Below are 23702 nucleotides of genomic sequence, written 5' to 3' on the forward strand. Positions count from 1 at the left end.
TATCGGCGGCAACCGCCGGAACTGGACCGCATCATACTGGCATGGCGGAAATCCGGCGCTGCGGCAAGAGCTTGCCGCAGCGCATTGGGGGTCACAGGCCTACAAATCCCATGGAAAAGTCGGCATTGCGGTCATGACGCGTTGGACTTTAGAACGGATTCCACGTCGCCCGCTCGGTCAGTTTCAGATAGCCGAGATTGACACCGAGCCGGGCGCCGACGCCGGTGCGGATCGGCACCAGAAGCACATTGTTGTTCTTCAGCACATTGAAGCCGACGCCCGCCACCACATAGGCCGACCCGGCAACGCCGCCATAGCGGTTGTAGAGGTTGCCGACATCGTCGAGATTGTAGACCAGCATCATCACCCGGGAGCCCTCGCCGCCGAAATCCCAGCCCAGCGACGGGCCTTGCCAGAACACTTTGTGGTCGCCGGCATTCTTGGTGTAGAGCGTGCCTTCGCCGTAGGTCAGGCCGCCGATCAGTGCGCCCGACCCCTCCTCACCCAGCAGATAGCCATTGGGCAGACCGTAGGAGGCGAAGATCTTCTCGACGACGGTGGCGAGCCCACCCGACGTCGCGCCGAAGAACTTGTGACCGGAATCGATAATCTCCTGAGCGGTGTATTCCTGGGCCCGCAGGGCTGAGGTCGAGAAGACGAGAACGCCCATGAGCGTGATCGCCAGTGAGAGGACGCGGAGGGCACTCCGGTCATAAAATCGGGAAAACATGCTTCCAATCTCCGTCATGGAGCACTTTCGCCGACGCCTCGCATCCGGTCCGGCTCTTTAGGCGGCCGTTAAGGATGACTGTTAGGGGCAAACTATGCCGTAATCCTTTTTCAACCATTAACTCCCACAGGAAGATGGCGGTTCGAAGGCTGGCTTTTGGGGTCGCGCGGCGCCGGGAGCCTGCGCGAACACGCCATTTGCCCCAACGACAATTTTGGGTTTGTTGCTGTACGTACGAGTGCTGTGTATTCAGAAAGCCTCGGGTTGGAGCGTGATTCGTGTGGGCAGGCGCGACGATCAATCGCTCGGCCACGAATTGCGGAATTTTGCAGGGATTTTCACCGATGGCCGATCTGTTCACCCTTTCCGCGCCTGACCTGGCGGCGCTTCTGTGCAGCCGCGTCTGCCACGACATCATCTCGCCGGTCGGTGCGATCAACAACGGGCTTGAACTGCTCGACGAGGGTGGCGCCGACGAAGACGCCATGCGGCTCATCCGCCAGAGTGCCAAGAACGCCTCGGCCCGGTTGCAGTTCGCCCGCATCGCCTTTGGCGCGGCAGGCTCCGCCGGCATGCTGATCGACACCGGCGACGCCGAAGCGGTGGCCATCGCCTTCCTCAAGAATGAAAAGCCGGAACTGACCTGGAACGGGGCGCGCGCGCTGCTGCCCAAGAACAAGGTCAAGCTGCTGCTCAACCTGATCCTGGTCGGCAATGCCGCCATTCCGCGCGGTGGCAAGCTGGTCGTCACCCTCGAGAATCTTGAAACCGAGCCGCGCATTTCAATTTCGGCGAGCGGCCCGATGCTGCGCGTGCCGCCGAAATTCCTCGAACTGCATTCCGGTCACAAGCCGGAAGAGCCGATCGACGCGCATTCGGTGCAGCCCTACTACACGCTGCTGCTGGCCCGCGAGGCCGGCATGACAATATCGATCCATGCGACGGCGGAAGAAATCGTGCTTTCGGCAGCCTGAGCGTCAGGCCGGCTTGCCGGGAGAACAAAGTATTTCAACGGCGTAATATTGCCGTGACGGCTCAATCGGCGGCGACAGCGAAGCATTCGCGAAGAAAAGCCTCTCCGGCGGCATCTTTCCAAAAATTTTACCTAAAGGCTTTTCGGGTTCTTTACCAGATCGGTCTAGGGTGCTCAGCAGATGCCCGCACGACCGGATTGCCCCAGGGCAAAGAGGACCCGGAAAATGAAACGTTGCATGTTCGTCGACGACTCAAGCGTCATCAGGAAGGTTGCAAAACGCATCCTGGGCGGTTCCGACATGGTGGTCATCGAAGCAGCCAGTGGGCTTGATGCACTGGAGATGTGCTCCGCCGACATGCCCGACATCATCGTCGTCGACGGCGCCCTGCCGGACGTGCAGGCGGTTGACCTCATCCGCCGCGTGCGCGCCATGGAAAGTCCGATCAAACCGCAGATCCTGATCTCGCTGGTCGAACTCGATATCGCGTCGATCATGCGGGCCAAGCGCGCCGGCGCCCAGGGCTATCTCCTGAAGCCGTTCAATCGCCCGCAGCTGCTCGAGCGCTTTCGCAACTTGAAGATCGCCGCCTAAAACAATTCCAGGAAAAGTGTAAAACGGGAAAAGCGCATAGCGCTTTCTCCTGAGGAATTGCATCAAAACAAAGAGTTAGAGCAGTTCGCCGTTTCTGTGAAACGGTGAAATGGCGGCAGCATACCCTCACTGCTGATCCATGACGCAAAGAACCCGGCCGAAGCCGGGTTCTTTGTCGAAGCAGTAAGTCGGGCGGCGATCGCCGCTCAGGCGCTGACGCGGATGTCTTCGGGTTCGCGCAGCACATAGCCGCGGCCCCAGACCGTCTCGATGTAGTTCTGGCCACCGGACGCGGCGTCGAGCTTCTTGCGCAGCTTGCAGATGAAGACGTCGATGATCTTCAGTTCCGGCTCGTCCATGCCGCCATAAAGATGGTTGAGGAACATTTCCTTGGTGAGCGTGGTGCCCTTGCGCAGCGAGAGCAGCTCCAGCATCTGGTATTCCTTGCCGGTCAGGTGCACGCGCTGGCCGCCGACTTCAACCGTCTTGGCGTCAAGGTTGACCACCAAATCACCGGTGGTGATGACCGACTGGGCGTGGCCCTTGGAGCGCCGCACGATGGCATGGATGCGCGCCACCAGCTCGTCCTTATGGAACGGCTTGGTCATGTAGTCATCGGCGCCGAAGCCGAGGCCGCGTACCTTGTCCTCGATGCCGGCCATGCCGGAGAGGATGAGGATCGGCGTCTTTACCTTGGAGAGGCGAAGCGTTCTCAACACCTCATAGCCGGACATGTCGGGCAGGTTGAGATCGAGAAGGATGATGTCGTAGTCGTAGAGTTTGCCCAGATCGACACCCTCTTCGCCGAGGTCCGTCGTATAGACATTGAAACTTTCCGATTTCAGCATCAGTTCGATGCTTTGTGCGGTTGCACTGTCATCTTCTATCAGCAGAACACGCATTTCATTCCCCTTTTCTGCTGCCGGACCATTTCACGACCCGTCCTGCCCCGGAGCAGTGGTTGCCTTGTGCAGAGGCTGCCATCAAATGGTTAACAAAACCTAATTTCCCGTCCACGACGGTACCAGATTTTTTAACCTCTTTCTACACCCTCTTGAATCTAATAACGAATCCCAGACCCAAATTCCTAATGCAACACATTAATAACCTGGACTAAGCGACTCCAGGGACTCATCGACGCGCCTTCGCTTCGGCGGCCGGAATTTTTACCCGGCCTTAAGCCCTGACCCGTATGATTAACAATGCCCGTAAACGAATGGTTACCGCCGGCAAAAAACTTTAGGGTTTTGTTTCCCATAGTTTGGGGAATGCCGGTGGACACGGGCAGAGCCTGGGCCTTTCCAGGTGGTTTGGACGATATGTGCGGGTGTGCGTTTCCGGGAGTACCGAATCATGAAGTCACGTGAAAACCTCGTTCGGCTGAAACAGTTTCAGGTGAATGAGAAGCGGCGGCAGCTGCTGCAGCTCGACATGATGATTGCCGAGTTCGAACGCATGGCCGTCGAACTGGAGCTTCAGATCACCGCCGAGGAAAAGAAAGCCGGCATCACCGACATCAATCATTTCGCCTATCCGACCTTCGCCAAGGCGGCACGCTTGCGCCGCGACAACCTCAGAAATTCGCAAAGCGACCTCGCCCAACAGCGAAGCGCTGCCGAATCATTACTCGGCGAAGCTGAAGCGGAGCTTTCCAAGGCCGAAATGCTGGAATCGCGCGACACCAAGATTCGCGAGGCCGAAACCGGCGGCCGCAGCGCCATGATCGGCTGAACCGGCCGAGATCCGCGTCCTCGATGTGTCCGCTGGCACGCAACTCATCGGGCGGTCGCATCGAACTGCCTGAATCGCCGCGGAGATCACCGATCTAAGCGGCCCAATCCCCTTCATTGGCGGCAATCGCCCTGGCACGGGCGTCCTTGATATCAGGCGCGTGCTGTTCCGCCCATACCCGGATCTGGGTGAGCAATCCCGCCAGGTTCTGGCCGAGTTCCGTCAATTCATATTCGACGCGCGGCGGAATGACCGGGAAGATCTCACGCCGCACCAGGCCGTCCCGCTCCAGCACACGCAATGTCTGCGTCAGCATCTTGGGCGTGATGCCTTCAAGCTTGCGGGCAAGCTCGCCATTGCGCAGCCGGCCTTTGCGCAGCGCGCAGACCACCAGGTAGACCCATTTGCTGGCCAGCATCTCCAGCACGGTGTGCGAAGCGCATGTCCGCCGGTACGCGTCATAGCCAAAGGGAGACGTATCTTCACTATCCATGAGGTACCTATATATCAAGAAGGTACATACTGGACAACAGAATATTACTATACAAATGATAGCGGCACCAACCAAGCAGGAGAGATCCCATGCGTGCCGTTACCCAGAATACCGTCGGCGGTCCCGACGTCCTAATTATTGCCAACCAGCCGGCCCCCTCGCCCAAGGCCGGCGAAGTGCTGGTCCGCGTCAAGGCAGCCGGCATCAATCCGGTCGATGGCGCTGTGCGCGGCGGTTACTATCCGCTGCTCGGCGAGCCGCCCTTCACCCTCGGCTGGGATATTTCAGGAACCATCGAGGCGCTCGGCGCCGGCGTCACTGGTCTCAAGATCGGCGACGAGGTGTTCGGCATGCCGCGCTTCCCCAAGCAGGCGGCGGCCTACGCGGAACTCGCCGCGGTGCCGGCCGACGAGATCGCGCCGAAACCGAAGGCGGCGGACCACATCCAGGCAGGTGCATTGCCGCTGGCCGGTCTGACCGCCTGGCAGGGCCTTGTCCGCCATGGCGTATTGAAATCGGGCCAGCGCGTGCTGGTGCATGCGGCGGCCGGCGGCGTCGGCCATCTGGCGGTGCAGATCGCCAAGGCGCGCGGCGCTTACGTCATCGCCACCGCCAGCCCGAGCAAGCTCGATTTCGTCCGCAAGCTCGGTGCCGACGAGGTCATCGACTATACCCAAGGCGATTTCACCAGCCGGATCAGCGACATCGATCTGGTGCTGGACCCAATGGGTGGCGACCACGCCGAACGCTCGCTGAAGGTCATCCGGAATGGCGGCGTGCTGGTGTCTTTGCTGAACCTCAACGACACCACCAGGGCGCTGGCCAGCGCCCGTGACATCCGGGTCGAGCGCATGTCGGTCGTTCCTGACCGTGAAGGCCTGGTGGAGCTTGGCCGGTTGATCGACGCGAACAAGCTCACCGTCCACGTAGCCAAGAGCTTTCCGCTCGAAGAGGCCGGTGCCGCTCACGCCTTTCTCGCCACCAAGCCGATCGGCAAGGTGGCGCTGACGGTCTGAGCGTCGGAAGGATCAGGTCCAAAACAAAAGGGCGCGGAGTACCGCGCCCTTTGATCGTGTTCAGGCCGGCTCTAGTGCCGGTATTGCTGGATGCGCGTGGTGCGCAGCCCGGCAAGGCCATATTCGTCGATCGACGCCTGCCAGGACAGGAATTCCTCGGTGGTCAGCTTGTAGCGCTGGCATGCCTCTTCGAGGCTCAAAAGCCCGCCGCGCACCGCCGCAACCACTTCCGCCTTGCGCCGGATGACCCAGCGACGCGTGTTGGTCGGCGGCAGATCGGCAATCGTAAGAGGGCTGCCGTCAGGCCCAATAACATACTTGACTCTAGGTCTAACCAGATCGGTCATCGTACTCTCTACAAAAAACTCAAAGACCCAATCCCCGCCACGTTACCGCCACAGCTTTAAAAATTGCCTAAGCAGACCCTAATGACTAGGTAAGGATCGTGAACGGCGCGTTAGTCTTTTCGCAGGCATTTGAAACATCGGGCTGGAAGCCTTGAATTGGCTGGGAAAAATCCAGCCGATCGCGGATCGCCGGCAATCCGGGAATCGCCTTGCAAGCTGGCGTCGCCGGAAAGCTTGACCTATATTCTCGACATTGGCATTCAGATGCCGCGCAGAATGAAAGCATCATGAACAGTCTCGACCTTCCCGGACGTCCCGAAAACACCCGCATTGTCGTCGCCATGTCGGGCGGCGTGGATTCGTCCGTGGTCGCCGGCCTGTTGAAGCGCGAGGGCTATGATGTCGTCGGCGTCACCTTGCAGCTCTATGACCATGGCGCGGCGACGCACCGGGCCGGCTCATGCTGCGCCGGACAGGACATCGACGATGCCCGCCGCGTCTCCGAGACGCTGGGCATTCCCCACTATGTGCTCGACTACGAGGAGCGCTTCCGCAAGGCGGTCATCGATCCCTTCGCCGAGAGCTATGTCGCCGGTGAGACCCCCATCCCTTGCGTCTCCTGCAACCAGACAGTGAAGTTCGCCGATCTGCTGGCCACCGCCAAGGAACTGGGCGCCGATGCGCTCGCCACCGGCCACTATATCCGCTCCGGCGCCAATGGCGCCCACCGCGCGCTCTACCGGCCGGTCGACGCCGATCGCGACCAGAGCTATTTCCTGTTCGCCACCACGCAGGCGCAGATCGACTATCTGCGCTTTCCCCTGGGCGGCCTGTCGAAGCCGCAGGTCCGCGCTATTGCCGAGGAAATGGGGCTGACGGTGGCGGCCAAGCAGGACAGCCAGGACATCTGCTTCGTGCCACAGGGCAAATATTCCGACATCATCGCCAAGCTGAAGCCGACCGCCGCCAATCCGGGCGACATCGTCCACATCGACGGCCGCGTGCTCGGCCGCCATGAAGGCATATTGCGATACACGATCGGCCAGCGCCGCGGCATCGGCATCGCCTCGGGCGAGCCGCTCTATGTCGTCCATCTCGATGCCGAACGGGCCCGCGTCGTGGTCGGCCCGCGCGAAGCGCTGGAGACGCACAAGATCTATCTGCGCAACATGAACTGGCTTGGCGACGGGCCGCTCAGCGACATTCCCGAAGGCGGCCTCGAATTGTTCGCCAAGGTGCGCTCGACCAGGCCGCCGCGTCCGGCGGTGCTGCGCCACATCGCAGGCGTGACGTCGGTCGAATTGGCCGACGGCGAATCCGGCATCGCGCCCGGACAGGCCTGCGTGCTCTATTCCGACGACGGCAACGAGGCCCGCATCTTCGGTGGCGGCTTCATCGAACGCTCCGAGCGCGGTGCCGAGGCCGAGGCCATGCTGAGCCGGCTCGCAGCCAGGCCGACGCAGGTTCCCGCCGAATAGGCGCCGCCTGCCCGGTCGCGCCATGATTACGGCGCGGCCTTCGCTTTCCTTCAGGACTTCGTGTGGGTGACCGTACCGGCCGTCAGGATGCGCAGCACCCTGATCGCTTCTTCACCGCTGGTGCGCGGTTCGGCGCGCGTCTCGATGCAGTGGATGAAATGCTCCAGCTCGCGCGTCAGCGGCATGCCTTGCGCCACCGCGACATAGGACGGCTCGTTGGTGGTGAAGGCCCATTGGCCGCTGTCCTGCCAGACCGCGTGGCGGTAGACGGCAAGCTTGCGCTCCCATGGCTCGACATCGTCGAACACCGCCATCGCCTTGGTGCCGACCACTGTCAGCCGCCGTTCGCGGTAGGGATTGAGCCGCGAGGTGAAAAGATGGCTGCGCAGGCCGTTGGGAAAGCGCATGTGCAGATGCGCGAAATCGCTGAGGTTGTCGAGGAGTGCCGCGCCCTCGCCGCGGACCTCGATCGGCTCGGTGCCGGTGATCGCCAGGATCATCGACAGATCGTGCGGCGCCAGGTCCCACAGCGCATCGTTCTCGGTGTGGAACTTGCCAAGGCCAAGCCGGTGCGAGTGGATGTAGCGGACCTCGCCGAGTTCGCCTTTGTCGATCAGCCCCTTCAGCGTCTCGAAGGCGGGATGGAAACGCAGGACATGGCCGACCATGAAGACGCGGCCATTGTCCTTGGCCGCCTGCACCGCGCGCTCGGCATCCGGCACCGTCAGCGCGATCGGCTTTTCAACCAGCAAATCCTTGCCGCTCTCGGCGGCGCGCACGGAAAGATCCGCATGGAACTGCGGCGGCAAGGCCATGACGATGGCGTCGATATCGTCACGCACGAACAGCTGGTCGGGCTCGATCGCCAGGCAATCCTGTTCGCTGGCAAAACCTTCGGCACGCGCCCGGTTGGCGTCGGAAACCGCGTGCAGCGCGCCGAGCGTCTTGAGGGTGCGGATGTGGTTGCTGCCCCAGTATCCGCAACCGAGGACTGCAATGCGCGGCTTCATCTGTTTCAAACTCTAAAAACTCGTGGCCGAGACATAGCGACGTGCCCCTTCGAACTCAACCCCGGCCGTTGCAACCAAATGTCCGCGCGGCAAAGCTTTTTTGGGTAATGAGAATATGCGGCGGTATGGAACGCTTCGAAGCTTGACAGCCTCGCCCTCCCAACCTTATATCCGCGCGACCTTGGCGAACGCCTCGAAATGCCTTTCGATTTAAGGCGGATTTCGGGCCTTTCGCCGCCCTGGCGGGGTAGCTCAGTTGGTTAGAGCACGGGAATCATAATCCTGGGGTCGGGGGTTCAAGTCCCTCTCCCGCTACCACCATTCCCCCCACTCCTTTGAGGCCGTGGGGGAAGGCACGCTCGCCCAAGAGTGCCGTCAGCCGACCAGCGATTTCGACTACAACCCCGCCGGTTCTCGACGGATCTCGAAACACCGTGACTGTTTCGACCAAGTCACGCATTGCCTCTGCACATTCGAAATCGCCAGAAACAATGCCGTTGGCGAGCCTGGTCTGAAGTTGATTCAGTTGTTCCTCGTAGCGGGCGAGAACCGCAGGGTGCAGCGCGATCACTCCGGTCGCGGCGGGTACCTGATCCAACTCTGCCAAAATGCACTTACGCTCTTCATGCAGCGTTGTGGAATGCGGTCCCAGTACGGCTGGGTCGCCGTGGCCCTTGGCAATGGCGTTGACCAGCCGCTCAATCTCCCGTCTGACCTCTTCAAGCCGGCGCTCCAAACGGGTGCGCCTGGCATCGGTAGCTGCGGCCAAGCGTTTCCGTTCTTCGTGGTAGGTCTGGACGTACTGGGCAATCACTTCGGGATGGCGCAACTCTGCGGTAAGCCCGTTCAGAACTGCAGTCTCGACCGTATCCAGATAGAAGGTCTTCGGATCACCGCATGTTCCGCTTTCTGTCGCAGCCGAACAGCGGATGCGAATGCGCCTGGACTTGTCCATGCCTTTCGACGACATTCCAGCACCACAAGCACCGCACCTCAGGAGCCCAGTCAGCATATGCCGTGGTCGGCGTTGATGGCTTGGATGGGTGGTTGCACGCGCCTTCTTGCGTGCTTGTGCTGCGTCGAACAGGTCGGACGAGACAATGGCGAGGTCCGGTACTGCGACTACTCGCCATTCACCCTTGGGATTTGGACGCGAGACACGTTTCCCGGTATCAGGATCCTTGATCATTCTGACCCTGTTCCAGATCAGGCGGCCAGCATAAAGCTCATTGTGAAGCAGCCCCGTCCCTCTCTGTACATTTCCATTGATGGTGGAGGCATTCCAGGCACGACCGCGAGGCGGCGGTATGCGGTCGGTGTTTAGTTCGTGAGCGATATCGCGCGGGGTTTGCCCTGCGACATAATCTCGAAAGACACGACGCACGATTTCCGCTTCATCCTCTGCGATCATCCGCTTCCCGGGATCGCCTAGCACGGACGAATATCCATAGGTCAGACCGCCGGCGTGGAGCCCTTTGTTGACTCGGCCGGCTTGGCCCCTGCGGACTTTGTGAGCGATGTCCTCTCGGTACAGCTGGCCAACGAGACCGCGCAGACCGACCAAGACCGTGTTCACCGCGCCTTCGTGAACGGCACGAATTTCGATGCCGAGAAATGAAAGGCGTTTGTGAATGCCTGCAAGGTCTTCCATGTCGCGCGAGAGCCGATCAAGTGCCTCTACGACGAGCACGTCGAATTCGTGCTCACGCGCTTTGTCCATGAGCTGAAGTAATCCGTCACGGCCCAGGACGGAGCCACCGGAGCGTGCTCGGTCTTCAAACGTTGCGAGAACGTTCAACCCCTCACGTTCTGCATATGCTCGGCACAAAGCGTGTTGATCGTCGATTGATCGCTCATTTTGGAGGTCGGTTGAGAAGCGTGCGTAGATCGCGGTTCGATTCATGATAAGTTTTCTCGGTCTGTTCACGCTCGTGATCTTCGCGAGCCGTTTGGCGCGCAAGTGCTTTTGCAAGGCGCAGAATCGCTCTATCAGGCGCTCGGAACAAGGCCCTGTTTTGGTGTCTCACAACCATTGCGAGTAGCGCTCGCTACGGATCGGCTGGGCTTCTGCTGAAAATAACAGTCCGCAGAATGTGCGGCTTGGGTCAATCCTGCCGAGATCATGATCTTGGTCCATGCCTAGCAGATGCGCGCATGCAGGAGATGAGAAAAGCCATCAAATTGATTGGTCGCAGAATTGGATAGCAAGGCGTGCTTTTCGGAAATCCGCAAATCCCACCCTCAAGCCGCAAGCTATTCCGGGCGGCTCTAGAGAAGCTCTCAGGCATGTCTGGCGGGATCGCCTGACTACACCCACCGCCGTCTTTCCCAGGTTGTAGGCAACAAGAGGCGCGGGCCCTCACGACCTCCTCAACCTCGTTTCTAATCCTCGTCTTGCCATTGCACAGGATCGATTTCCTTTCCCAATTCAAAGAGCAGGGAGGACACGCGGTTGCGCACACGCGGGGGGAGTCGCATCAGCCTTCCGATCAAGCGTCTGCCTTCCGCGCTGGCGATGAATTCCAGGCGTTCGTCGACGGGCAGGAGCGGAGCGGTTGCCTCGCCATTGCCCGGCAGACCATAGAAGAAGCGGCTGACAGGAACATCCAGCGAGCGGGCGATTTCGTAGAGCGTGGAAGCGCTGACGCGGTTGCGCGCGCTTTCGTATTTCTGGAGCTGTTGAAAGCTGATGCGGATCGCACGGGCCAGTTTCGCCTGGGAGACGTCCGACTGGACTCGCAGAGTCGCGATCTGCCTGCCGACATGACGGTCGGCCGGATGGGGACCGACCTCACCATTAGGTACCACACCGCTTTGAAAACCATCCAAAAGTTTTAACAAGGCTTCACCTGCTCTGTGAGTTTTGCTGCTTTTCTGATCTTGGGTTCGTCGCAGCGTCTAAGCCATGAAGGCGGATGAGATCGTTCCGCAATGCGCGGATGTGATGCCATGGGAAATCGTCAGGGTCTTCCCTATTCTCAGCTTGGCACAGCACGACCGACAACTTGGCTAGCACGCCGTGAATCGTTGTCGCTGGCGATAGCAGTAGATCACCCAGAAGAGCCTGTTCGATAGCTTCGGATTGCCGGATCATTTCGTCCATTCTCGAATAGCCGATCTGGTCGTCCATGGCATCCCAGTGCGCTTGATGCGCGGCGAGTTCAGCTACCGCCTTATGGAAAGCCTCGTCCTCAGGCAAAAGAATAATAGACAAACCGTCGACAGAACGGACGTTTGCTTCGCCCCCGCTGGTAAGGTGCTCCTGTGTATTTTGAAACCCAATTGTCCTGACGAGCAGTGTCTCCAGCGATTGTTGCTTTCGGCAGAGTGCCTGTGTCCTGCCATGAACCTCCAGCCACCTCTCGCACAAGCGCAGAGTGGGATCTTCTAGCTGTAATTTGCGCGTCGTATTCTCACGCGCCGAAACCCCGAATGGCCCGGACGAACTTGCCGCAGCCACTCCCGCCATCAATTGCCGGCGGGTGACGGTCAGTAGGGTCGATTTATTGTCGGTATCAGCCATGATCCGAGTTCCAAACAGCTTTGCTTGGTTGGTGGATACAGCCAAGCGCTTTGGCGCCCTCAGCTAAATATCTGAATTTAAGATAACTGAAAATCAGATATAAAGGAACCCCCCATCTGAGGTCAGATGAGGTGATAAGTGGTCGATACACTCGGTACGAATCGGCACAAAGCTTTGATCGCGCTGCTGATCGAAAAACGTGAAGCGGCAGGCCTTACTCAAGTTGAGTTGGCAACCAGGCTCGGCCAATACCAATCGTTCGTAGCTCGCCTGGAAAGCGGACAGCGACGTGTTGATGTCGTGGAGTTTATAAACCTCGCCGAGATTCTCGGTTTTAACGCTCCGTCAGCCATCAAGAAGCTATCGGAAGTAACAGGTTGAGCGATGGGAGCGCGTGACCGCGCTAATGCAAATTCACAATTTGCAGAACCGGCAAGGAAGCCCACAGTTTTTGCACCTACCCATTCAATCGGACCTCTTCACCTCAGCCTTCGGCCCCCATCGAATGGGATCTTCAACCCAGCGATTGATATCGGATTCATGCCAGCCCGCCCCGTTGATGCTGATCTTGATCTGGGGTGGGAACGTGCCTTCGGCGATCTTGCGATAGATGGTAGAGCGGGACAGGCCGGTCCGGGTAAGGACGGTTTTGAGGCGTATGATACGATCTGGCTCGGGCATAGCTTGCCTGCCTCTCAGTGGGTTGTTGCTGGTATGTGCTGGGACAGACAGCGCGAACCGATGCTCGACGCAATCGAAGTTCCTGCAGCACCTATCTATGGCGTGTTGCCGGCGGCAAATCGGAGGGGTTTCAAAGTCCGATACCATGCCCTCTGCCGATGCCATGGCTGAATGCGAGTTCCGCGCCGAGGCGCCGGCCGGAATCGGTTTGAATGCCAAGATCGCGCTTGCGACTGGCGAGGAGCGACTCAAGCTGCGGATCGCGTTCGAGGCTCTTGGCCATGTCGGACATGGCCGACCGCGTTGACTGGTAGCCAGACATGTCGCCGGCTTGGTATTGGTGTTGGCCCGTCCGGTCGAGCTTTTGCCAACGTTGCACGAAACGGTCGGCGCGGCGGCCCGGATCGATGTCCATCCCGGTGCGGATTTCCGTTTCAAGCTGGAGAGCAAGCACGATGCGGTTGACGCGGCCGGCCCCCGCCTCGCGGACAAGCTCGGGATTTTTCGTGTAAGCCGCTTCGGCATCACGCCAGCCATGCGGCCGGACCTTCTCGAAAGCGTTGCGGGCTTCCCTCAATTCGCGCATCTGCTCGGGACTGCCCTGCCCGTCCGCATTTCCGCTGCGCAGGATCGTGTCGAGCGCGCGTGCGTGACGCACAAGCGCCTTCGTGCGAGTGCTGCGCAACGCCGCTTCCGAGTCCGCCGGCAAATCCGTTTCGCGCTCCGCTCCCCTGGCGGTAGCCTCTCTTTCAGGCGCGGCGCCGGAACCTGCTATTTGCGCTCCGACATCTTCCCTTTCCGGCCTGCGCCCACGGTCCTGGCCGGGCTCGATGTCTCCGGACGTGCGCAACCCGTCCAGCAGCCCGCCGATCCTGTCGCGCAGCTTCTCCGGAACAATCCGGCGCACAATCTCGACCACACGCTCGCGGAAAGTGATGCCGCGCCGCTCTGCATAGGACTGCGCCGGATCGGCTTGCTCGTAATCCGACGCCATGTCCTTGGCACGGTCGCGTGACAGCGTGCGGACGAGCCGTTCCCGTGTGGCAAAGTCGTCGCTGCCGTAATGCAGGTCCGTGCGATCTCGATGCCGCGATAAGGCGACGTAGCTACCATGCGTATCCATGCCTGGCGTTGCCAGAACGTGGGTGCGGTCAACCGTCATGCCCTGCGCCTTGTGAATGGTCGCGGCATAGCCGTGGTCGATGTGGGCGTAGTCTTTCAGGTCAAAGCGCACCGACCGACGGTCGTCGGTTTGAACCGTCATGCTTTGCACGCTGACCTCTTCGATCACACCAAGCGTGCCGTTCTTGACGCCGAGCCCGCGCTCGTTGCGCAGGAACATGATGCGGTCGCCATTGGCGAAGTTTCTAGCACCGCGTTCCACATCCACCTGAACATCGTCGCCGAGATCGCCGGCAGCGCGCATGCGCTCGCGCGCAGCCTGATTGAGTGCGCGCACCTCGTCGTTTGTGTGGGTGAGAATAATCCGGTTCGCCTGTGGCTCTGCCTGCCTGTCGCGATCCCAGCGCTCGACCAGATCGTTGCGCGCCTCGTCGCGCGTCGCGGCCTGGTGCACCATGCCTTGCGCGTCATAAGCGCCGATCGCAGCGCCGATCCTGCCGGTCGCCAGATCGCGCGTTGAATCCCGCTGCCAGTCCTCGCGCTGACGACGCACCTGGCCGATTTCGACGCCGCCGTGACGCTCGTGGATCGACCGGAATGCCGCGCCAGCTTCGATCGCCTGCAACTGCTGCGGATCGCCGACAAGGACGACTTTTGCGCCAACGTCAGCCGCATGGGAGAGCACGCGCTCCAACTGGCGCGTGCCGACCATGCCGGCTTCGTCGATCACCAGGACATCGCGGGCGGTCAGCAGGTCACGGCCCTGTCCCCAACCATGTTCCATGCTGGCGATAGTGCGCGAGGCAATTCCTGATCCGCCCTCCAGATTCTCGGTGGCAATGCCGGACAGTGCCGCGCCTCGAACTTCATAGCCTGCGGCTGCCCATGCCTGGCGTGCAACGCCCAGCATGGCGCTTTTGCCCGTTCCGGCATAGCCGACGACGATACCAAGACCGCGCCCATCGGTGATGTGGTCCAGTGCATCGGTCTGCTCGTCTGACAGGACAAGCCCGCGTTGCACTGACTGTGCCAGAGCCCGCTCGCGATGTGTGTCATTCACCGCATGGCGCTCCTCTCCGGCCATGCGTTCTGTCGCGCGACGCAGGCGCTGTTCGGTCTCGATCATCTGCCGGGTAGTGAACCGGTCTTCGCCGCGTCCGTCCTTGCCGAGTTCGACCAGATCAGGTGCGTTGCCGATCGCGCCCATGACCTCATTGAACTGCTCCATTCCGTCGCTGTGTCGATGCGAGAACTTCGCAATGTCTTTTCGGGTAAAAGTCGATTGCTGATGCGTGATGGCATCCAGCGCCACGGATGGATCCGCAACAATCCGCGCGCCATTGTTGCGCGCGATCTCGCGATGCAGTTCGGCGCGATCCGCTTCAATGTCGACGGCGTCAAGGCTGCTGCCTTCAATGCGTTGCGCCGGTGCACCAATCTGGGTCTGCGGCTCCAGGGCGATGCCCTGCGCTTCCAGACTGCGATGATCGATGCGGGCGTCGATGTCGAGTTCGGCAAGCCGCTCATTGGAAAGCTCGGCCCATCGCTCGCGCCAGCGCTCGACCAGTTCGGTGCTGTTCCAGTCGCGCACCTTTGGACCAAAGCCATTCTCGTCCACGGACCGCATGGTGAGCATGACATGGGCATGAGGTTTTGGACTGCCATCCTCTGCCCTGTCCCAATGCACATTGAGATCGGCGACCATGCCTCGGCTGACAAACTCGGCCTGAACGAAGTCGCGTGCCAACTCAATGCCTTGCACTTGGCTCAGTTCGCGCGGAAGGGCAAACTCCACCTCGCGGGCAAGCTGGGCATCCTTGCGCACCTCGAACGCCTCTACGTCATTCCAAAGCCGTTCGCGGTCGCTCCAGGCTTCCGGAGCATTCTCGGGCAGCAGCACCTCCGAATGCACGACGCCGCGCTTGGCGGAGAAGTCCTGCACGCGGTCGATCCGCTCATCGCGCAGCCGCGAAGCCGAGCGATAAGCCGCCGATGCCACGGCGCTGCTCCCAGCCTTGCGGCCAATGACCTTGACGTGAAGATGATAGATCGCCATCGCGACCAGATCATTTGCACGTCAAAGCGTACGTCGGCACGACGTATAAGCGCGCCCTCCCTCGAAAAATTCTCGGGATGGACCAGCCCGTCCCCGCCTGTCTCGGCGACCCTGGAGCCTTCCGGCAAACGCTCCCCTATCATCGGCGCATCGACAACCGATGGAGACAGCCATGCGTAAACCACGGGATTTTGACGCCGAACTGAGGGCGCTGGAAGACAAGGCGCGAGAACTCAAAACGCGAAAGGTGCAGCAACTTGGCGAACTGGTGATCGTCACCGGCGCCGATCAGCTCAGCACCGACGAACTGGCTGGCGCGCTGGTCGCAATCGCCGAGACGAAAGACACCGCCAAGCGTGAGGCATGGGCCAAGCGTGGAGTGATGTTTTTCGAGAACAGGTCCCGGCGAACTGCTCCGGCATCTCAGCGCGATCCTCGCGGCGCTCCAGCGCAACCGGGCAGCCCACAATCGCCGGCAAGCGGCACAGGCTCGCAGTGACATGCGCACGTGGCAGGTCGAGCGACGCCAGCGCACACGACATCTGATCGAACTCGGCGGGCTCGTCGTCAAGGCGGGCATTGTGGATCTGACAGCCGATGATCGCGCCACGATATACGGCGCGCTGCTTTGGATCGCCGAAAAGCTGCGGAGCCATGAAGGCGAGCATGCGCGAAACCTGTGGACTGCGAAGGGTACGCAGGTGTTCGATGGTGAACGGCGTGAAGAGCAGATGGCCGGCGAACATAGCGATGGTCGCCGAACGGGGCTAAGGATCCCATCCGCGCAGGACGCCGGTCAGATTGGCCGCAATCAACGCGAGCAGGATCGCGCTTTGCACCAGGATGAAGGTCCAAGAGCCCATAACGCCCAAGGGTGAGCCGTTCGCTCTCAGGCGGTTCGCGTGCAGCGCGGAGGCGCAGTTCTCGGCGGACCTCTCTGAGGCCAGCGAGGAGGTCTTGCTCGGCGGTGTCAATGCGCCTTGGGTGCGGCCTTGGCCCAACTAGTGTTTGGGATCGCACGGTTTTGTGGGCGGGCCGTAATCAGTGCTCTTGCGAGATCTTCCATCCTGACGCGCCTGGGCCGCTTGGCGCGTGATGTGCGACGTGTCCAGTGACGTTATGAAGCCTCAGGATCTTGCTCGATTCGTCCAAGCATCAAGACACGGAAAAGGGCTGTTCAATCAGATGCGGGGTCAGAGCAGGTACGGGAACGTAGGCCGGAGGCGGGGTGCCAAGATTTGCTTCATTAAGACGCCAATCCTTCCGCGAAGGAATCTTGGTGAGGCCCACGGGGAAGACCGTAACTTTATCGTTTTGAATGCGCAGCCTCAGGAAATGCCGGTGGGTGTCGCGCCGCATCGAACTGAACGCGTCGTTGTGGTTCATATTCAGCCAGCGGGATGTCACGTAGAGGTAGACCCCGAACAGAGTGCCGGCAATCACACCGCCAACCACGATCATCTCGGCCCCGGAAAGGCAAAATGACAAGCGGGGCCATGCCCCAAGGTCAACAAAGCGAGCGTTGACCCGTGATAAGATGTCAGCGGTCGCAGCTACGCCCATACAATGCAGCAGAGCATTTGCAGCCGACACCAGCAAGGTCTTGGCGCCCCCACCTTCTTGCTTACTCGTATATCCCCAGAAACCCGCAAAAAACAGAACTGGTGCAATGTAGTAGATGTCGACAGGCAGGAGCCACCCCGCCAAAGCCACCAGCCAATAAAGTCCCCCCAGCACCATAGCGAACGCAGGATTATAAACCGCGAAAGCGAAGTTGCCGACCAACATGGACAGGCTTTCGGTTTTCGACGGGTACACCGCCTCTCCACCCTGTCCATCAGTCGCCAAGGTCAGTTTCTGAATGTGGCCATTCAGCCAGCTGTAGCCGTCGTTCGGGCGATTGAGATCTACTGACGCTTCCACCTGATGGGTGGGATGAAGGAAGGCCCCTCCCCCACCGGAGGTGACGAACTGGGTATTGCCATCATCCGCTACATATCTGCTGTAGTGATGAGTATCGCCAGACAAGACGAGTGACACAGTCAGCCCTCGCCGCTGATTCAAGGCTATCCATCCGATATAGCTCATGACGCTCAGGGCCTTGTTTCCGGCCTGCCCCGTGTAAAGCCAGCCAGGTTCCGGACCGCAGAGAATGATCCTCGCGTTGTCCGGCATAGCTTTGGCGATTTCGAGAAAATATTCTTTCTGTGGTTGATCGACATCGTCGTCCAGTTGGGCGTCGATCGCCCATATCCACCAATGGTCGGTCAACTGGACCGCAAAGTAGCTGCGTCGCTGGTGCGAGCGCCATCCGCCAAGATGCAAATGGTCCTTCCGGCAGAAAAGCGAAAGGAAGATAACAAGGCCGTCATACCAGTCATGGTTACCCGGCAACGCATAAACGGGAGGGCCTTTTATGAGGCGCTGGTTAGGATCCGGGAATGCCCATTCGTATGGATCGCGCAACTGCTTTCGATACGTTTCAGACGCCGCGCGTGGGTAGACCTCGTCTCCTCCCATAAAAAGCATCTGTCCGCGTTTCAAGTCATGGCCATCGACCGAAAGCTTCTCCTGCGCGAGAAGTGATGCAATCGCATAAGTAGCGTCGAACCCGTCCCCCAGATCAGCTACAAAATCGATCCAAATGGCGCCCTCATCGTCCGGCTCCAAAGTCCAAACTTGCTCGTTGTCCTTTCCCGGCAGGAACTGCTGGGCGCGGGCGACCAGCTCTTCAGGAGGAACTGTGTCAAGCGCCGCGACGATTAGACGTCGATCCGCATATTGACCAAAGAGGTCTGAAAGAATGACCCGCCATATCAGCCTTATGAGAAGCACTGGACTGAACCAGCCGGTCATGGTGGGGTACTTGGAAAGGTCCTTGAGATCAGGTGGGGTCGTCGGCATTTCCCAACTCCAAATACAGTGGCAGAAACTCGAACACATTTCCTACGCCAAGTCGCGACAGAGTCTAGGACCAATAGAAATAATAAACAGGATTCCTAACTCGCCTGCTTAGCTAAGGCGCGGCTCTGCTAAAATTGGGAGAGATTTGCAGGCATTCCCTACAACACGAACTTTAATTTATCAGCTGAAAGCTTCCGCTCCACGTCGGTCGCGACTGAGAGAAGCCGGCAAATAGGTAAGCGATGGACCTTTCAGCGTACTTCGATGACTCGGGCAGCAATACCGGTGAAACCGCCAATCACCCGCTATTTCCCTTGGACCACAAGCGTCTTTTGAGCCTTATTACTGCCCGGTCGGCAGCGCTTTCATTACCTTAAACCGAGAGCTGCGCGAAAGGCTATGGAAGCGCGGCCAGGACCAGGCAGCGACGGCGCCGAAGGGAATGAAGCGACCCGCTACGCAATGGGCCACGCCGGGCCTCGTCGGTCGTGTGAAGAAATAGACGATCCGCTTTTCTCATTGACATAAACCAACGCTCGGCCAATGCGCTGCACAAAAAGCCGCTCATTCAATCACACCATCCCGATGAAACTACGAGAGATGCCTCAAATACTTGGCGTCCGTTTTCGTCCCGGACCTTTACCGTGATCGCGGTGCGATCGCCTTCGAGTATCTCGTCACGAACGATATCGGGCAAGATGCGGATTGCTTCGCGCCTGAGACGCTCGCGCGTGTCGAAGACTTGGCCCTCCCTGTCGACTGTCAGGCCGTCGCCATTGTAGAGGTCGAGAAAATAGCGCGGCATGTTGTTCCTGCTATCCGTCAGCGATTCCAAACCTAAATTCGGCGGCGAAGAGGTGGTTCCATGTGCCATCGCTTTTGCTCGCGAAAAAGCGCATCATATCAAATGTTAATGCCCGTCAACTTCCGACGGACTAGGTGCTGTCGAGGCCGCCTTTGCTTCCCCAACGGTACAATGGGCGATCGGCTTCAAAGCCCTGAGCTGGAGGCGGTTGCCATGCTAGAATCCCTGTACTTGAACCTTGGTCAGCACGACGCCATTTCCGACGCCGAGAAGGCATTGCTGTCAGGTGCTATGACCGTTGAGCGAAGCTTTGCCACCGGCCAAGACATCGTGTCTTCCGGATCCAGACCCACCTATAGCACGTTGATCCTCGACGGCCTGGCCGCGCGGTACAAGGTTCTAGAGGATGGCGGTCGGCAATTTACTTCACTCCAGGTGCCAGGTGATTTTGTTGATCTTCATGCTTTTTTGCTGAAGACGATGGACCATGGCATCGTGGCGCTGTCACCCTGCCACGTCATATTTGCCGATCACAGCAAGCTTCGTGCGATCACCGAGCAAGCACCGCACCTCACTCGATTGCTCTGGCTGGATACTCTGGTTGACGGCGCCATCCACCGCGAATGGATTGTCGCGATGGGGCGCCGTTCCAAGATCTCTCATCTGGCCCATCTCGTATGCGAGCTCTTTGTGAGATTGCAGGTGGTCAAGCACACTACGGACATGAGTTTCCATTTGCCGCTCTCACAGGCTGAATTGGCTGACGTGCTCGGCCTGTCGATTGTACATATGAACCGGGTCATCGGGGCCCTTCGCCAGAGCGGGGTCGTTACCTGGTCAAACTATACGGTGACAATTCTCGACTGGCACCGCCTGCAGGAAGTTGCCGAATTCGACCCGACTTATCTGAGCATGATGCGTGAACCGCGCTAACGCGGCTAGATCGGGACGCTCTGCTCCAGCCAGCAACCGTGAAAGTCGAAACCGGCCGTTGCCATTGTGCCAGGTGATAGGGCGGCGGGTTTTCTCGAACCCTGCGTGCAGCGCCGGGCGGAGATCCCCGCTGGAGAGGTTCTATGGAACCGATAGCCTTGGATTTCATTTCTTACTGCAAGCCAGCTTCGACACCTGGCTTGCTCCCTGGTAAAAGCCCGCTGGCCCCAAATCGCCGGCGGGCGTTTCATTTGGGGACCATTACCGTCAGTTCTGGCTGGTCACCATCTCAACCGCTTGGAGGCCCATGACGCGCTCATCGCCACGCAGCTGAGCAGCGGGGATTGGGACGCATGCAGCGGGCCACAGGCGGGCGCTGGTCGCGCGGATGCGAGTCTTTCCTAATTCTCCGCGTGGCTGAACACGACAGCGCCGTTATCCTTGCGAACCTCGACTGACACGACTCCATCGTCAACCCTTCGGGTCGGGAACATGGAGATCGCGTGATCCTTGGCCGCCTTTTCGGCGTCAAAGGTCACCTTGTCTATGATGCCTTGTCTTCCATACCAGATCACAGTGTAGGCCATTGTTGCTCACCATGCTTCCGGCTGAAGCATATAGCAGTTCGGCCTGTCTCGCAGCCATATAGGGAGCCGTCAGGACGCGACAGGCGCTTCGGCGGGTGTAGGAGAGCTGCGACGGGGAACGCGCGCTGGCGGGGCTGCGAAGCGGAAATTGCGAACCGGTCCACTTTTCAAATACGACGAGAAGGCGCAATAATCACATTGCCTCCGGCCATGTGTAGATCGGACCATTGCTCTTGCCTTCGTGCTCACCTGTGGCCCCGTGTCCGCAGGAGAGCATTGGTTTGCTCATGACGGCGACACGCTGTGGCATGACAAGAGACGAGTTCAGTTGCTCGGTATCGATGCCCCGGAACTTTCGCAGGCGTGTTTTGATGCCGCTGACAAGATCTGGCCCTGCGGCAGGTATGCGCGTGACCACATTCGTCATCTCCTTGCTATAGGGGATGTATCCTGCACCATCGAAGGCAAAGACCGCTATGACGACGATGCCGGCGTCTGCTTCGCGGGAAGCATCGATCTCGGGCGAGACCTGGTGAAACACGGATTGGCGGTCACCGACAAACGAGCACCTCGATACCTTGCCGAAGAGCGCGAAGCCCGCATTGCCAAACGTAACTTGTGGGCAGGGAGCTTTGTCGATCCCGGCGAATATAGACGGGGTGGACGCTGATAGGTGAGTACCAAACCTACAGGGCTATATCGCGTCTGCAGGCGCGAAGAAGCAGTTTTCGTCTTCCTCGGTCGGATGAAGGCAGATGTGGAAGTTGTCGTCGCCGGAAGGAATGACACTGTCATAGGGGACGAAGTATCGGTCTTGGTGGGTGACTTTTTGATGGTCGCCTGGCCGCAAGATGATCACATAGCCATCGGGTCGCGGTGTTACGGTGGCGCTGGGTATCCTACCACATTCGCCCGTTTTCGGATCGCCGTGACAGCAAGCGGGCGGATAGGTCCAGCCAGTTGCGGCGTCGTGCGCGAAAACAGAGACATCCTCAAGCATCGCAGCCGTGGCTATCACGCCTGCCAAGCCCGCCATATGTCGTGTTCCGGCCGGATGCACCGAACGGTTCCCCCTAGGCGGCGACCGAGTGTCGTCATGGGCGTTATACAGCATTCGCAGCCGCTAATATATGTTCATCAGCGGTGCCGAGCAGGCTTTGTTGCGCTGGCACGTGGCCACAGAGTGTGCGCCAGGACGTAAAACCCAGTGAACCATTGGGGACTCGCAGACCGCCATGCGAAAGCGTATGGTTTAAACCGTCGTCGCATCCAATAGAGGCAGGCGGTTCGCTAACCACTCGCCGACAATTCATCGCTGGCTCTGAGGCTTAGGCCAGGATAGCCCCGAATGGTCCAGCTGGGAGGGTAGACTATGACAAAAGTGCGTGACGTTTCGTTTGTGGCCCTTGCCGCACTTTCCGCAATGTTGGGGTTAGCCGGCAACGTGGATGCCGAGGATGCACCTCCGACAATCGTCACCCTCGGCGACAGCTACATCAACGGCCACGGAGTAGCTCCGGCTGACGCATTTGCGCCCACGCTCAAGTCGGCGCTGAACGCTGCCGGGCACCCAGTGACAATTGTCGAGGTCGGGTACACAAACGACAGCGGGGCGGGTCTCCGTTGGCTGACGAAATCGAGAGGTGGCCTTGACCTGCAGGCGAGCCCTGCAAACCAAGTTGTCCTTGTCGAACTGGCACAGAACGATTGCGGGCTTCTCGACCTTGATCACACGCGAGCGAATCTCGACCAGCTTCTGGGTATCCTCGCCGACAAGAGGGTTCCAGTGCTTGTGGTTGGAACCGCGGCCTATGACTATTGCTCGTTTAGGCACGCTGACTATGCCGAGCTGTTTTCAAAGATGTTCTCCGAGCTGGCGACCAAGCATGGAGACTTGCTCTACGCCGACTTCAAAGAGGGCGTGACTGGGCATCCGGAGTTGCTGCAAGCGGACAACGACCACCCAAATGCAGCGGGTGATGCGGTCGTCGTTAGAAACATGCTCCCAATGGTTGAGGCGTTGCTCGCGCAGGTGCAACCGCTTTGAACACCCGTCTGAACAGACGGCATGAAGCGACCCGCAACGGTTTGGGTCAAGCCGGGGCTGATCGTCAAGGTGAAGCACCTGCGTGGCGAGGAAGATCTACGCCACGCCTCGCTGCAGGATTCCAGGGAGGAAAGTGGCAATGGCTAAGGACCATGAGCGTTTTGCATATGCGTGGATGTACGGCGCCCAGGCTCGCAAGGACGGCAAGGCGCGAGACGTGCCGCAATACTGGAACGAATATGCCGATGCATGGCTGAAGGGCTTCGACGGCGAACCGATTGCCGGCAGAATACCCGCTGTCAGTGACAAGCTGGAAGCCGAACTCGACGAAGCTGCGGTCCGGCCGCTTGGAACCTAACGCGGGCTTCAGTCTTATGGGCGAATGAGCACACGCGGCACCGACTTTTTGTACAAGTGGATCTCGGCCAACGTCCCCGAGACCGTCGGCGCCGACATCATCTCAGTTGCCGAGCTTACTCAAAAGCTGTTCGCCGACGCCAAATCGATCGGCATCAGCAGCGTTGAGATTGAGGAAGACACTGGGTGTCAAACGGCTTCCAAAACTGACCCCCGATCGGCGTCCAATTTTGACCCCCTTATGTAATGCGCGGCGGTCAGCGTTCGCCCGGGCGGAGCTGGTGAGGGTTGCGCAGCCCGGGCGAACGCGGATG

General features: G+C 59.6%; 29 protein-coding genes and 1 tRNA gene. 14 read left to right on the plus strand and 16 right to left on the minus strand.

Features of this window, described 5'->3' with window-relative positions:
* Window positions 1-148 precede the first annotated feature (148 nt).
* Window positions 149-670 carry a DUF1134 domain-containing protein gene (locus CKW40_RS22205; RefSeq protein ID WP_244571251.1) on the minus strand — a complete coding sequence of 174 codons (522 nt, stop codon included), beginning with the start codon at window positions 668-670 and terminating at the stop codon, window positions 149-151.
* A gap of 404 nt (window positions 671-1074) precedes the next feature.
* Here CKW40_RS22205 and chpT point away from each other — a divergent pair, with 404 nt between their 5' ends.
* Entirely contained in the window at window positions 1075-1704 is a 630-nt protein-coding gene (chpT, locus tag CKW40_RS22210) for a histidine phosphotransferase ChpT (protein WP_095201988.1), read from the plus strand.
* Between the two features lie 225 nt (window positions 1705-1929).
* Entirely contained in the window at window positions 1930-2298 is a 369-nt protein-coding gene (locus tag CKW40_RS22215; RefSeq protein ID WP_095201989.1) for a response regulator, read from the plus strand.
* 206 nt (window positions 2299-2504) lie between these two features.
* On the opposite strand, the gene ctrA is transcribed toward CKW40_RS22215, so the two are convergent.
* On the minus strand, window positions 2505-3200 hold the full coding sequence (gene ctrA, locus CKW40_RS22220; RefSeq protein WP_006203583.1) for a response regulator transcription factor CtrA: 696 nt from the start codon (window positions 3198-3200) through the stop codon (window positions 2505-2507).
* Between the two features lie 451 nt (window positions 3201-3651).
* Here ctrA and CKW40_RS22225 point away from each other — a divergent pair, with 451 nt between their 5' ends.
* Window positions 3652-4029 carry a hypothetical protein gene (locus tag CKW40_RS22225; protein ID WP_056578132.1) on the plus strand — a complete coding sequence of 126 codons (378 nt, stop codon included), beginning with the start codon at window positions 3652-3654 and terminating at the stop codon, window positions 4027-4029.
* Between the two features lie 94 nt (window positions 4030-4123).
* On the opposite strand, the gene CKW40_RS22230 is transcribed toward CKW40_RS22225, so the two are convergent.
* On the minus strand, window positions 4124-4522 hold the full coding sequence (locus tag CKW40_RS22230) for a winged helix-turn-helix transcriptional regulator (RefSeq protein ID WP_095201990.1): 399 nt from the start codon (window positions 4520-4522) through the stop codon (window positions 4124-4126).
* An 89-nt stretch (window positions 4523-4611) separates the two neighbouring features.
* On the opposite strand from CKW40_RS22230, the gene CKW40_RS22235 reads away from it, so the two are divergent.
* The gene (locus tag CKW40_RS22235; protein WP_095201991.1) at window positions 4612-5538 is read left to right on the plus strand and encodes an NADP-dependent oxidoreductase; all 927 of its coding nucleotides are present in this window, start codon (window positions 4612-4614) and stop codon (window positions 5536-5538) included.
* Between the two features lie 71 nt (window positions 5539-5609).
* Here CKW40_RS22235 and sciP read toward each other — a convergent pair whose 3' ends face one another.
* Window positions 5610-5885 (minus strand): CtrA inhibitor SciP, encoded by a 276-nt coding sequence (sciP, locus tag CKW40_RS22240; protein ID WP_006203587.1) that lies wholly within the window; start codon window positions 5883-5885, stop codon window positions 5610-5612.
* 85 nt (window positions 5886-5970) lie between these two features.
* Window positions 5971-6174 carry a hypothetical protein gene (locus tag CKW40_RS43080; RefSeq protein ID WP_143748360.1) on the minus strand — a complete coding sequence of 68 codons (204 nt, stop codon included), beginning with the start codon at window positions 6172-6174 and terminating at the stop codon, window positions 5971-5973.
* Between CKW40_RS43080 and mnmA the strand changes: the two genes are divergently transcribed.
* Window positions 6173-7363 carry a tRNA 2-thiouridine(34) synthase MnmA gene (gene mnmA / locus CKW40_RS22245; protein WP_095201992.1) on the plus strand — a complete coding sequence of 397 codons (1191 nt, stop codon included), beginning with the start codon at window positions 6173-6175 and terminating at the stop codon, window positions 7361-7363. The two genes, CKW40_RS43080 and mnmA, sit on opposite strands and share 2 nt — an antisense overlap.
* Before the next feature lie 50 nt (window positions 7364-7413).
* Here the strand turns inward: mnmA and CKW40_RS22250 are convergent, their stop codons facing one another.
* Window positions 7414-8373 (minus strand): Gfo/Idh/MocA family protein, encoded by a 960-nt coding sequence (locus CKW40_RS22250; protein ID WP_095201993.1) that lies wholly within the window; start codon window positions 8371-8373, stop codon window positions 7414-7416.
* Window positions 8374-8614: 241 nt separating this feature from the next.
* Here CKW40_RS22250 and CKW40_RS22255 point away from each other — a divergent pair.
* A tRNA-Met gene (locus CKW40_RS22255) sits at window positions 8615-8691 on the plus strand.
* Here CKW40_RS22255 and CKW40_RS22260 read toward each other — a convergent pair.
* The 3 genes from CKW40_RS22260 to CKW40_RS22270 all read right to left on the minus strand — a co-directional run bounded on the left by CKW40_RS22260 (window position 8648) and on the right by CKW40_RS22270 (window position 11896).
* Entirely contained in the window at window positions 8648-10276 is a 1629-nt protein-coding gene (locus tag CKW40_RS22260) for a recombinase family protein (protein ID WP_095202036.1), read from the minus strand. The two genes, CKW40_RS22255 and CKW40_RS22260, sit on opposite strands and share 44 nt — an antisense overlap.
* 479 nt (window positions 10277-10755) lie before the next feature.
* Window positions 10756-11214, minus strand: a complete 459-nt coding sequence (locus CKW40_RS22265) for a helix-turn-helix domain-containing protein (RefSeq protein WP_244571245.1) — start codon at window positions 11212-11214, stop codon at window positions 10756-10758.
* A gap of 4 nt (window positions 11215-11218) precedes the next feature.
* Complete coding sequence (locus CKW40_RS22270; protein ID WP_095201995.1) at window positions 11219-11896, minus strand: hypothetical protein; 678 nt, start codon at window positions 11894-11896, stop codon at window positions 11219-11221.
* A 138-nt stretch (window positions 11897-12034) separates the two neighbouring features.
* Between CKW40_RS22270 and CKW40_RS22275 the strand changes: the two genes are divergently transcribed.
* Window positions 12035-12277 carry a helix-turn-helix domain-containing protein gene (locus tag CKW40_RS22275; RefSeq protein ID WP_095201996.1) on the plus strand — a complete coding sequence of 81 codons (243 nt, stop codon included), beginning with the start codon at window positions 12035-12037 and terminating at the stop codon, window positions 12275-12277.
* An 84-nt stretch (window positions 12278-12361) separates the two neighbouring features.
* On the opposite strand, the gene CKW40_RS22280 is transcribed toward CKW40_RS22275, so the two are convergent.
* On the minus strand, window positions 12362-12577 hold the full coding sequence (locus tag CKW40_RS22280) for a helix-turn-helix transcriptional regulator (protein WP_095201997.1): 216 nt from the start codon (window positions 12575-12577) through the stop codon (window positions 12362-12364).
* Between the two features lie 130 nt (window positions 12578-12707).
* Window positions 12708-15755, minus strand: a complete 3048-nt coding sequence (traA, locus tag CKW40_RS22285) for a Ti-type conjugative transfer relaxase TraA (RefSeq protein WP_095201998.1) — start codon at window positions 15753-15755, stop codon at window positions 12708-12710.
* Between the two features lie 172 nt (window positions 15756-15927).
* Here traA and CKW40_RS22290 point away from each other — a divergent pair, with 172 nt between their 5' ends.
* Both CKW40_RS22290 and CKW40_RS22295 read left to right on the plus strand, forming a co-directional pair.
* Window positions 15928-16254, plus strand: a complete 327-nt coding sequence (locus CKW40_RS22290) for a conjugal transfer protein TraD (protein ID WP_095202037.1) — start codon at window positions 15928-15930, stop codon at window positions 16252-16254.
* Window position 16255: 1 nt separating this feature from the next.
* Complete coding sequence (locus CKW40_RS22295) at window positions 16256-16633, plus strand: conjugal transfer protein TraD (RefSeq protein WP_095201999.1); 378 nt, start codon at window positions 16256-16258, stop codon at window positions 16631-16633.
* Between the two features lie 277 nt (window positions 16634-16910).
* Here the strand turns inward: CKW40_RS22295 and CKW40_RS22300 are convergent, their stop codons facing one another.
* Together CKW40_RS22300 and CKW40_RS22310 are read right to left on the minus strand one after the other, a co-directional pair.
* Window positions 16911-18659: a metallophosphoesterase gene (locus CKW40_RS22300; protein ID WP_095202000.1), complete on the minus strand. Its 1749-nt coding sequence runs from the start codon at window positions 18657-18659 to the stop codon at window positions 16911-16913.
* A gap of 568 nt (window positions 18660-19227) precedes the next feature.
* On the minus strand, window positions 19228-19533 hold the full coding sequence (locus CKW40_RS22310) for a DUF6894 family protein (RefSeq protein WP_244571246.1): 306 nt from the start codon (window positions 19531-19533) through the stop codon (window positions 19228-19230).
* A gap of 144 nt (window positions 19534-19677) precedes the next feature.
* Here CKW40_RS22310 and CKW40_RS22315 point away from each other — a divergent pair, with 144 nt between their 5' ends.
* Entirely contained in the window at window positions 19678-20397 is a 720-nt protein-coding gene (locus tag CKW40_RS22315; RefSeq protein ID WP_095202038.1) for a Crp/Fnr family transcriptional regulator, read from the plus strand.
* Between the two features lie 401 nt (window positions 20398-20798).
* Here the strand turns inward: CKW40_RS22315 and CKW40_RS22320 are convergent, their stop codons facing one another.
* Window positions 20799-20984: a hypothetical protein gene (locus CKW40_RS22320; RefSeq protein WP_095202002.1), complete on the minus strand. Its 186-nt coding sequence runs from the start codon at window positions 20982-20984 to the stop codon at window positions 20799-20801.
* Between the two features lie 259 nt (window positions 20985-21243).
* Between CKW40_RS22320 and CKW40_RS45765 the strand changes: the two genes are divergently transcribed.
* Window positions 21244-21654 carry a thermonuclease family protein gene (locus tag CKW40_RS45765; RefSeq protein WP_369333057.1) on the plus strand — a complete coding sequence of 137 codons (411 nt, stop codon included), beginning with the start codon at window positions 21244-21246 and terminating at the stop codon, window positions 21652-21654.
* A 24-nt stretch (window positions 21655-21678) separates the two neighbouring features.
* On the opposite strand, the gene CKW40_RS22330 is transcribed toward CKW40_RS45765, so the two are convergent.
* Window positions 21679-22020 carry a hypothetical protein gene (locus CKW40_RS22330; protein WP_179298065.1) on the minus strand — a complete coding sequence of 114 codons (342 nt, stop codon included), beginning with the start codon at window positions 22018-22020 and terminating at the stop codon, window positions 21679-21681.
* 336 nt (window positions 22021-22356) lie between these two features.
* Here CKW40_RS22330 and CKW40_RS22335 point away from each other — a divergent pair, with 336 nt between their 5' ends.
* Genes CKW40_RS22335 through CKW40_RS22345 form a run of 3 tightly spaced genes read left to right on the plus strand, consistent with a single transcriptional unit; the run spans window position 22357 to window position 23389 of the window.
* Window positions 22357-23031: a GDSL-type esterase/lipase family protein gene (locus CKW40_RS22335; protein WP_095202004.1), complete on the plus strand. Its 675-nt coding sequence runs from the start codon at window positions 22357-22359 to the stop codon at window positions 23029-23031.
* Between the two features lie 21 nt (window positions 23032-23052).
* Complete coding sequence (locus CKW40_RS45370; protein ID WP_280175392.1) at window positions 23053-23178, plus strand: hypothetical protein; 126 nt, start codon at window positions 23053-23055, stop codon at window positions 23176-23178.
* Complete coding sequence (locus tag CKW40_RS22345; protein WP_244571248.1) at window positions 23171-23389, plus strand: hypothetical protein; 219 nt, start codon at window positions 23171-23173, stop codon at window positions 23387-23389. The genes CKW40_RS45370 and CKW40_RS22345 overlap by 8 nt, the downstream gene beginning before the upstream one ends.
* Window positions 23390-23491: 102 nt before the next feature.
* Here CKW40_RS22345 and CKW40_RS46195 read toward each other — a convergent pair.
* The coding region (locus CKW40_RS46195) for a hypothetical protein (protein ID WP_500684302.1) at window positions 23492-23702 on the minus strand (211 nt) is incomplete at its 5' end.

Source organism: Mesorhizobium carmichaelinearum (assembly GCF_900199455.1).
In the GTDB taxonomy this organism is placed as follows: Bacteria; Pseudomonadota; Alphaproteobacteria; order Rhizobiales; family Rhizobiaceae; genus Mesorhizobium; species Mesorhizobium carmichaelinearum.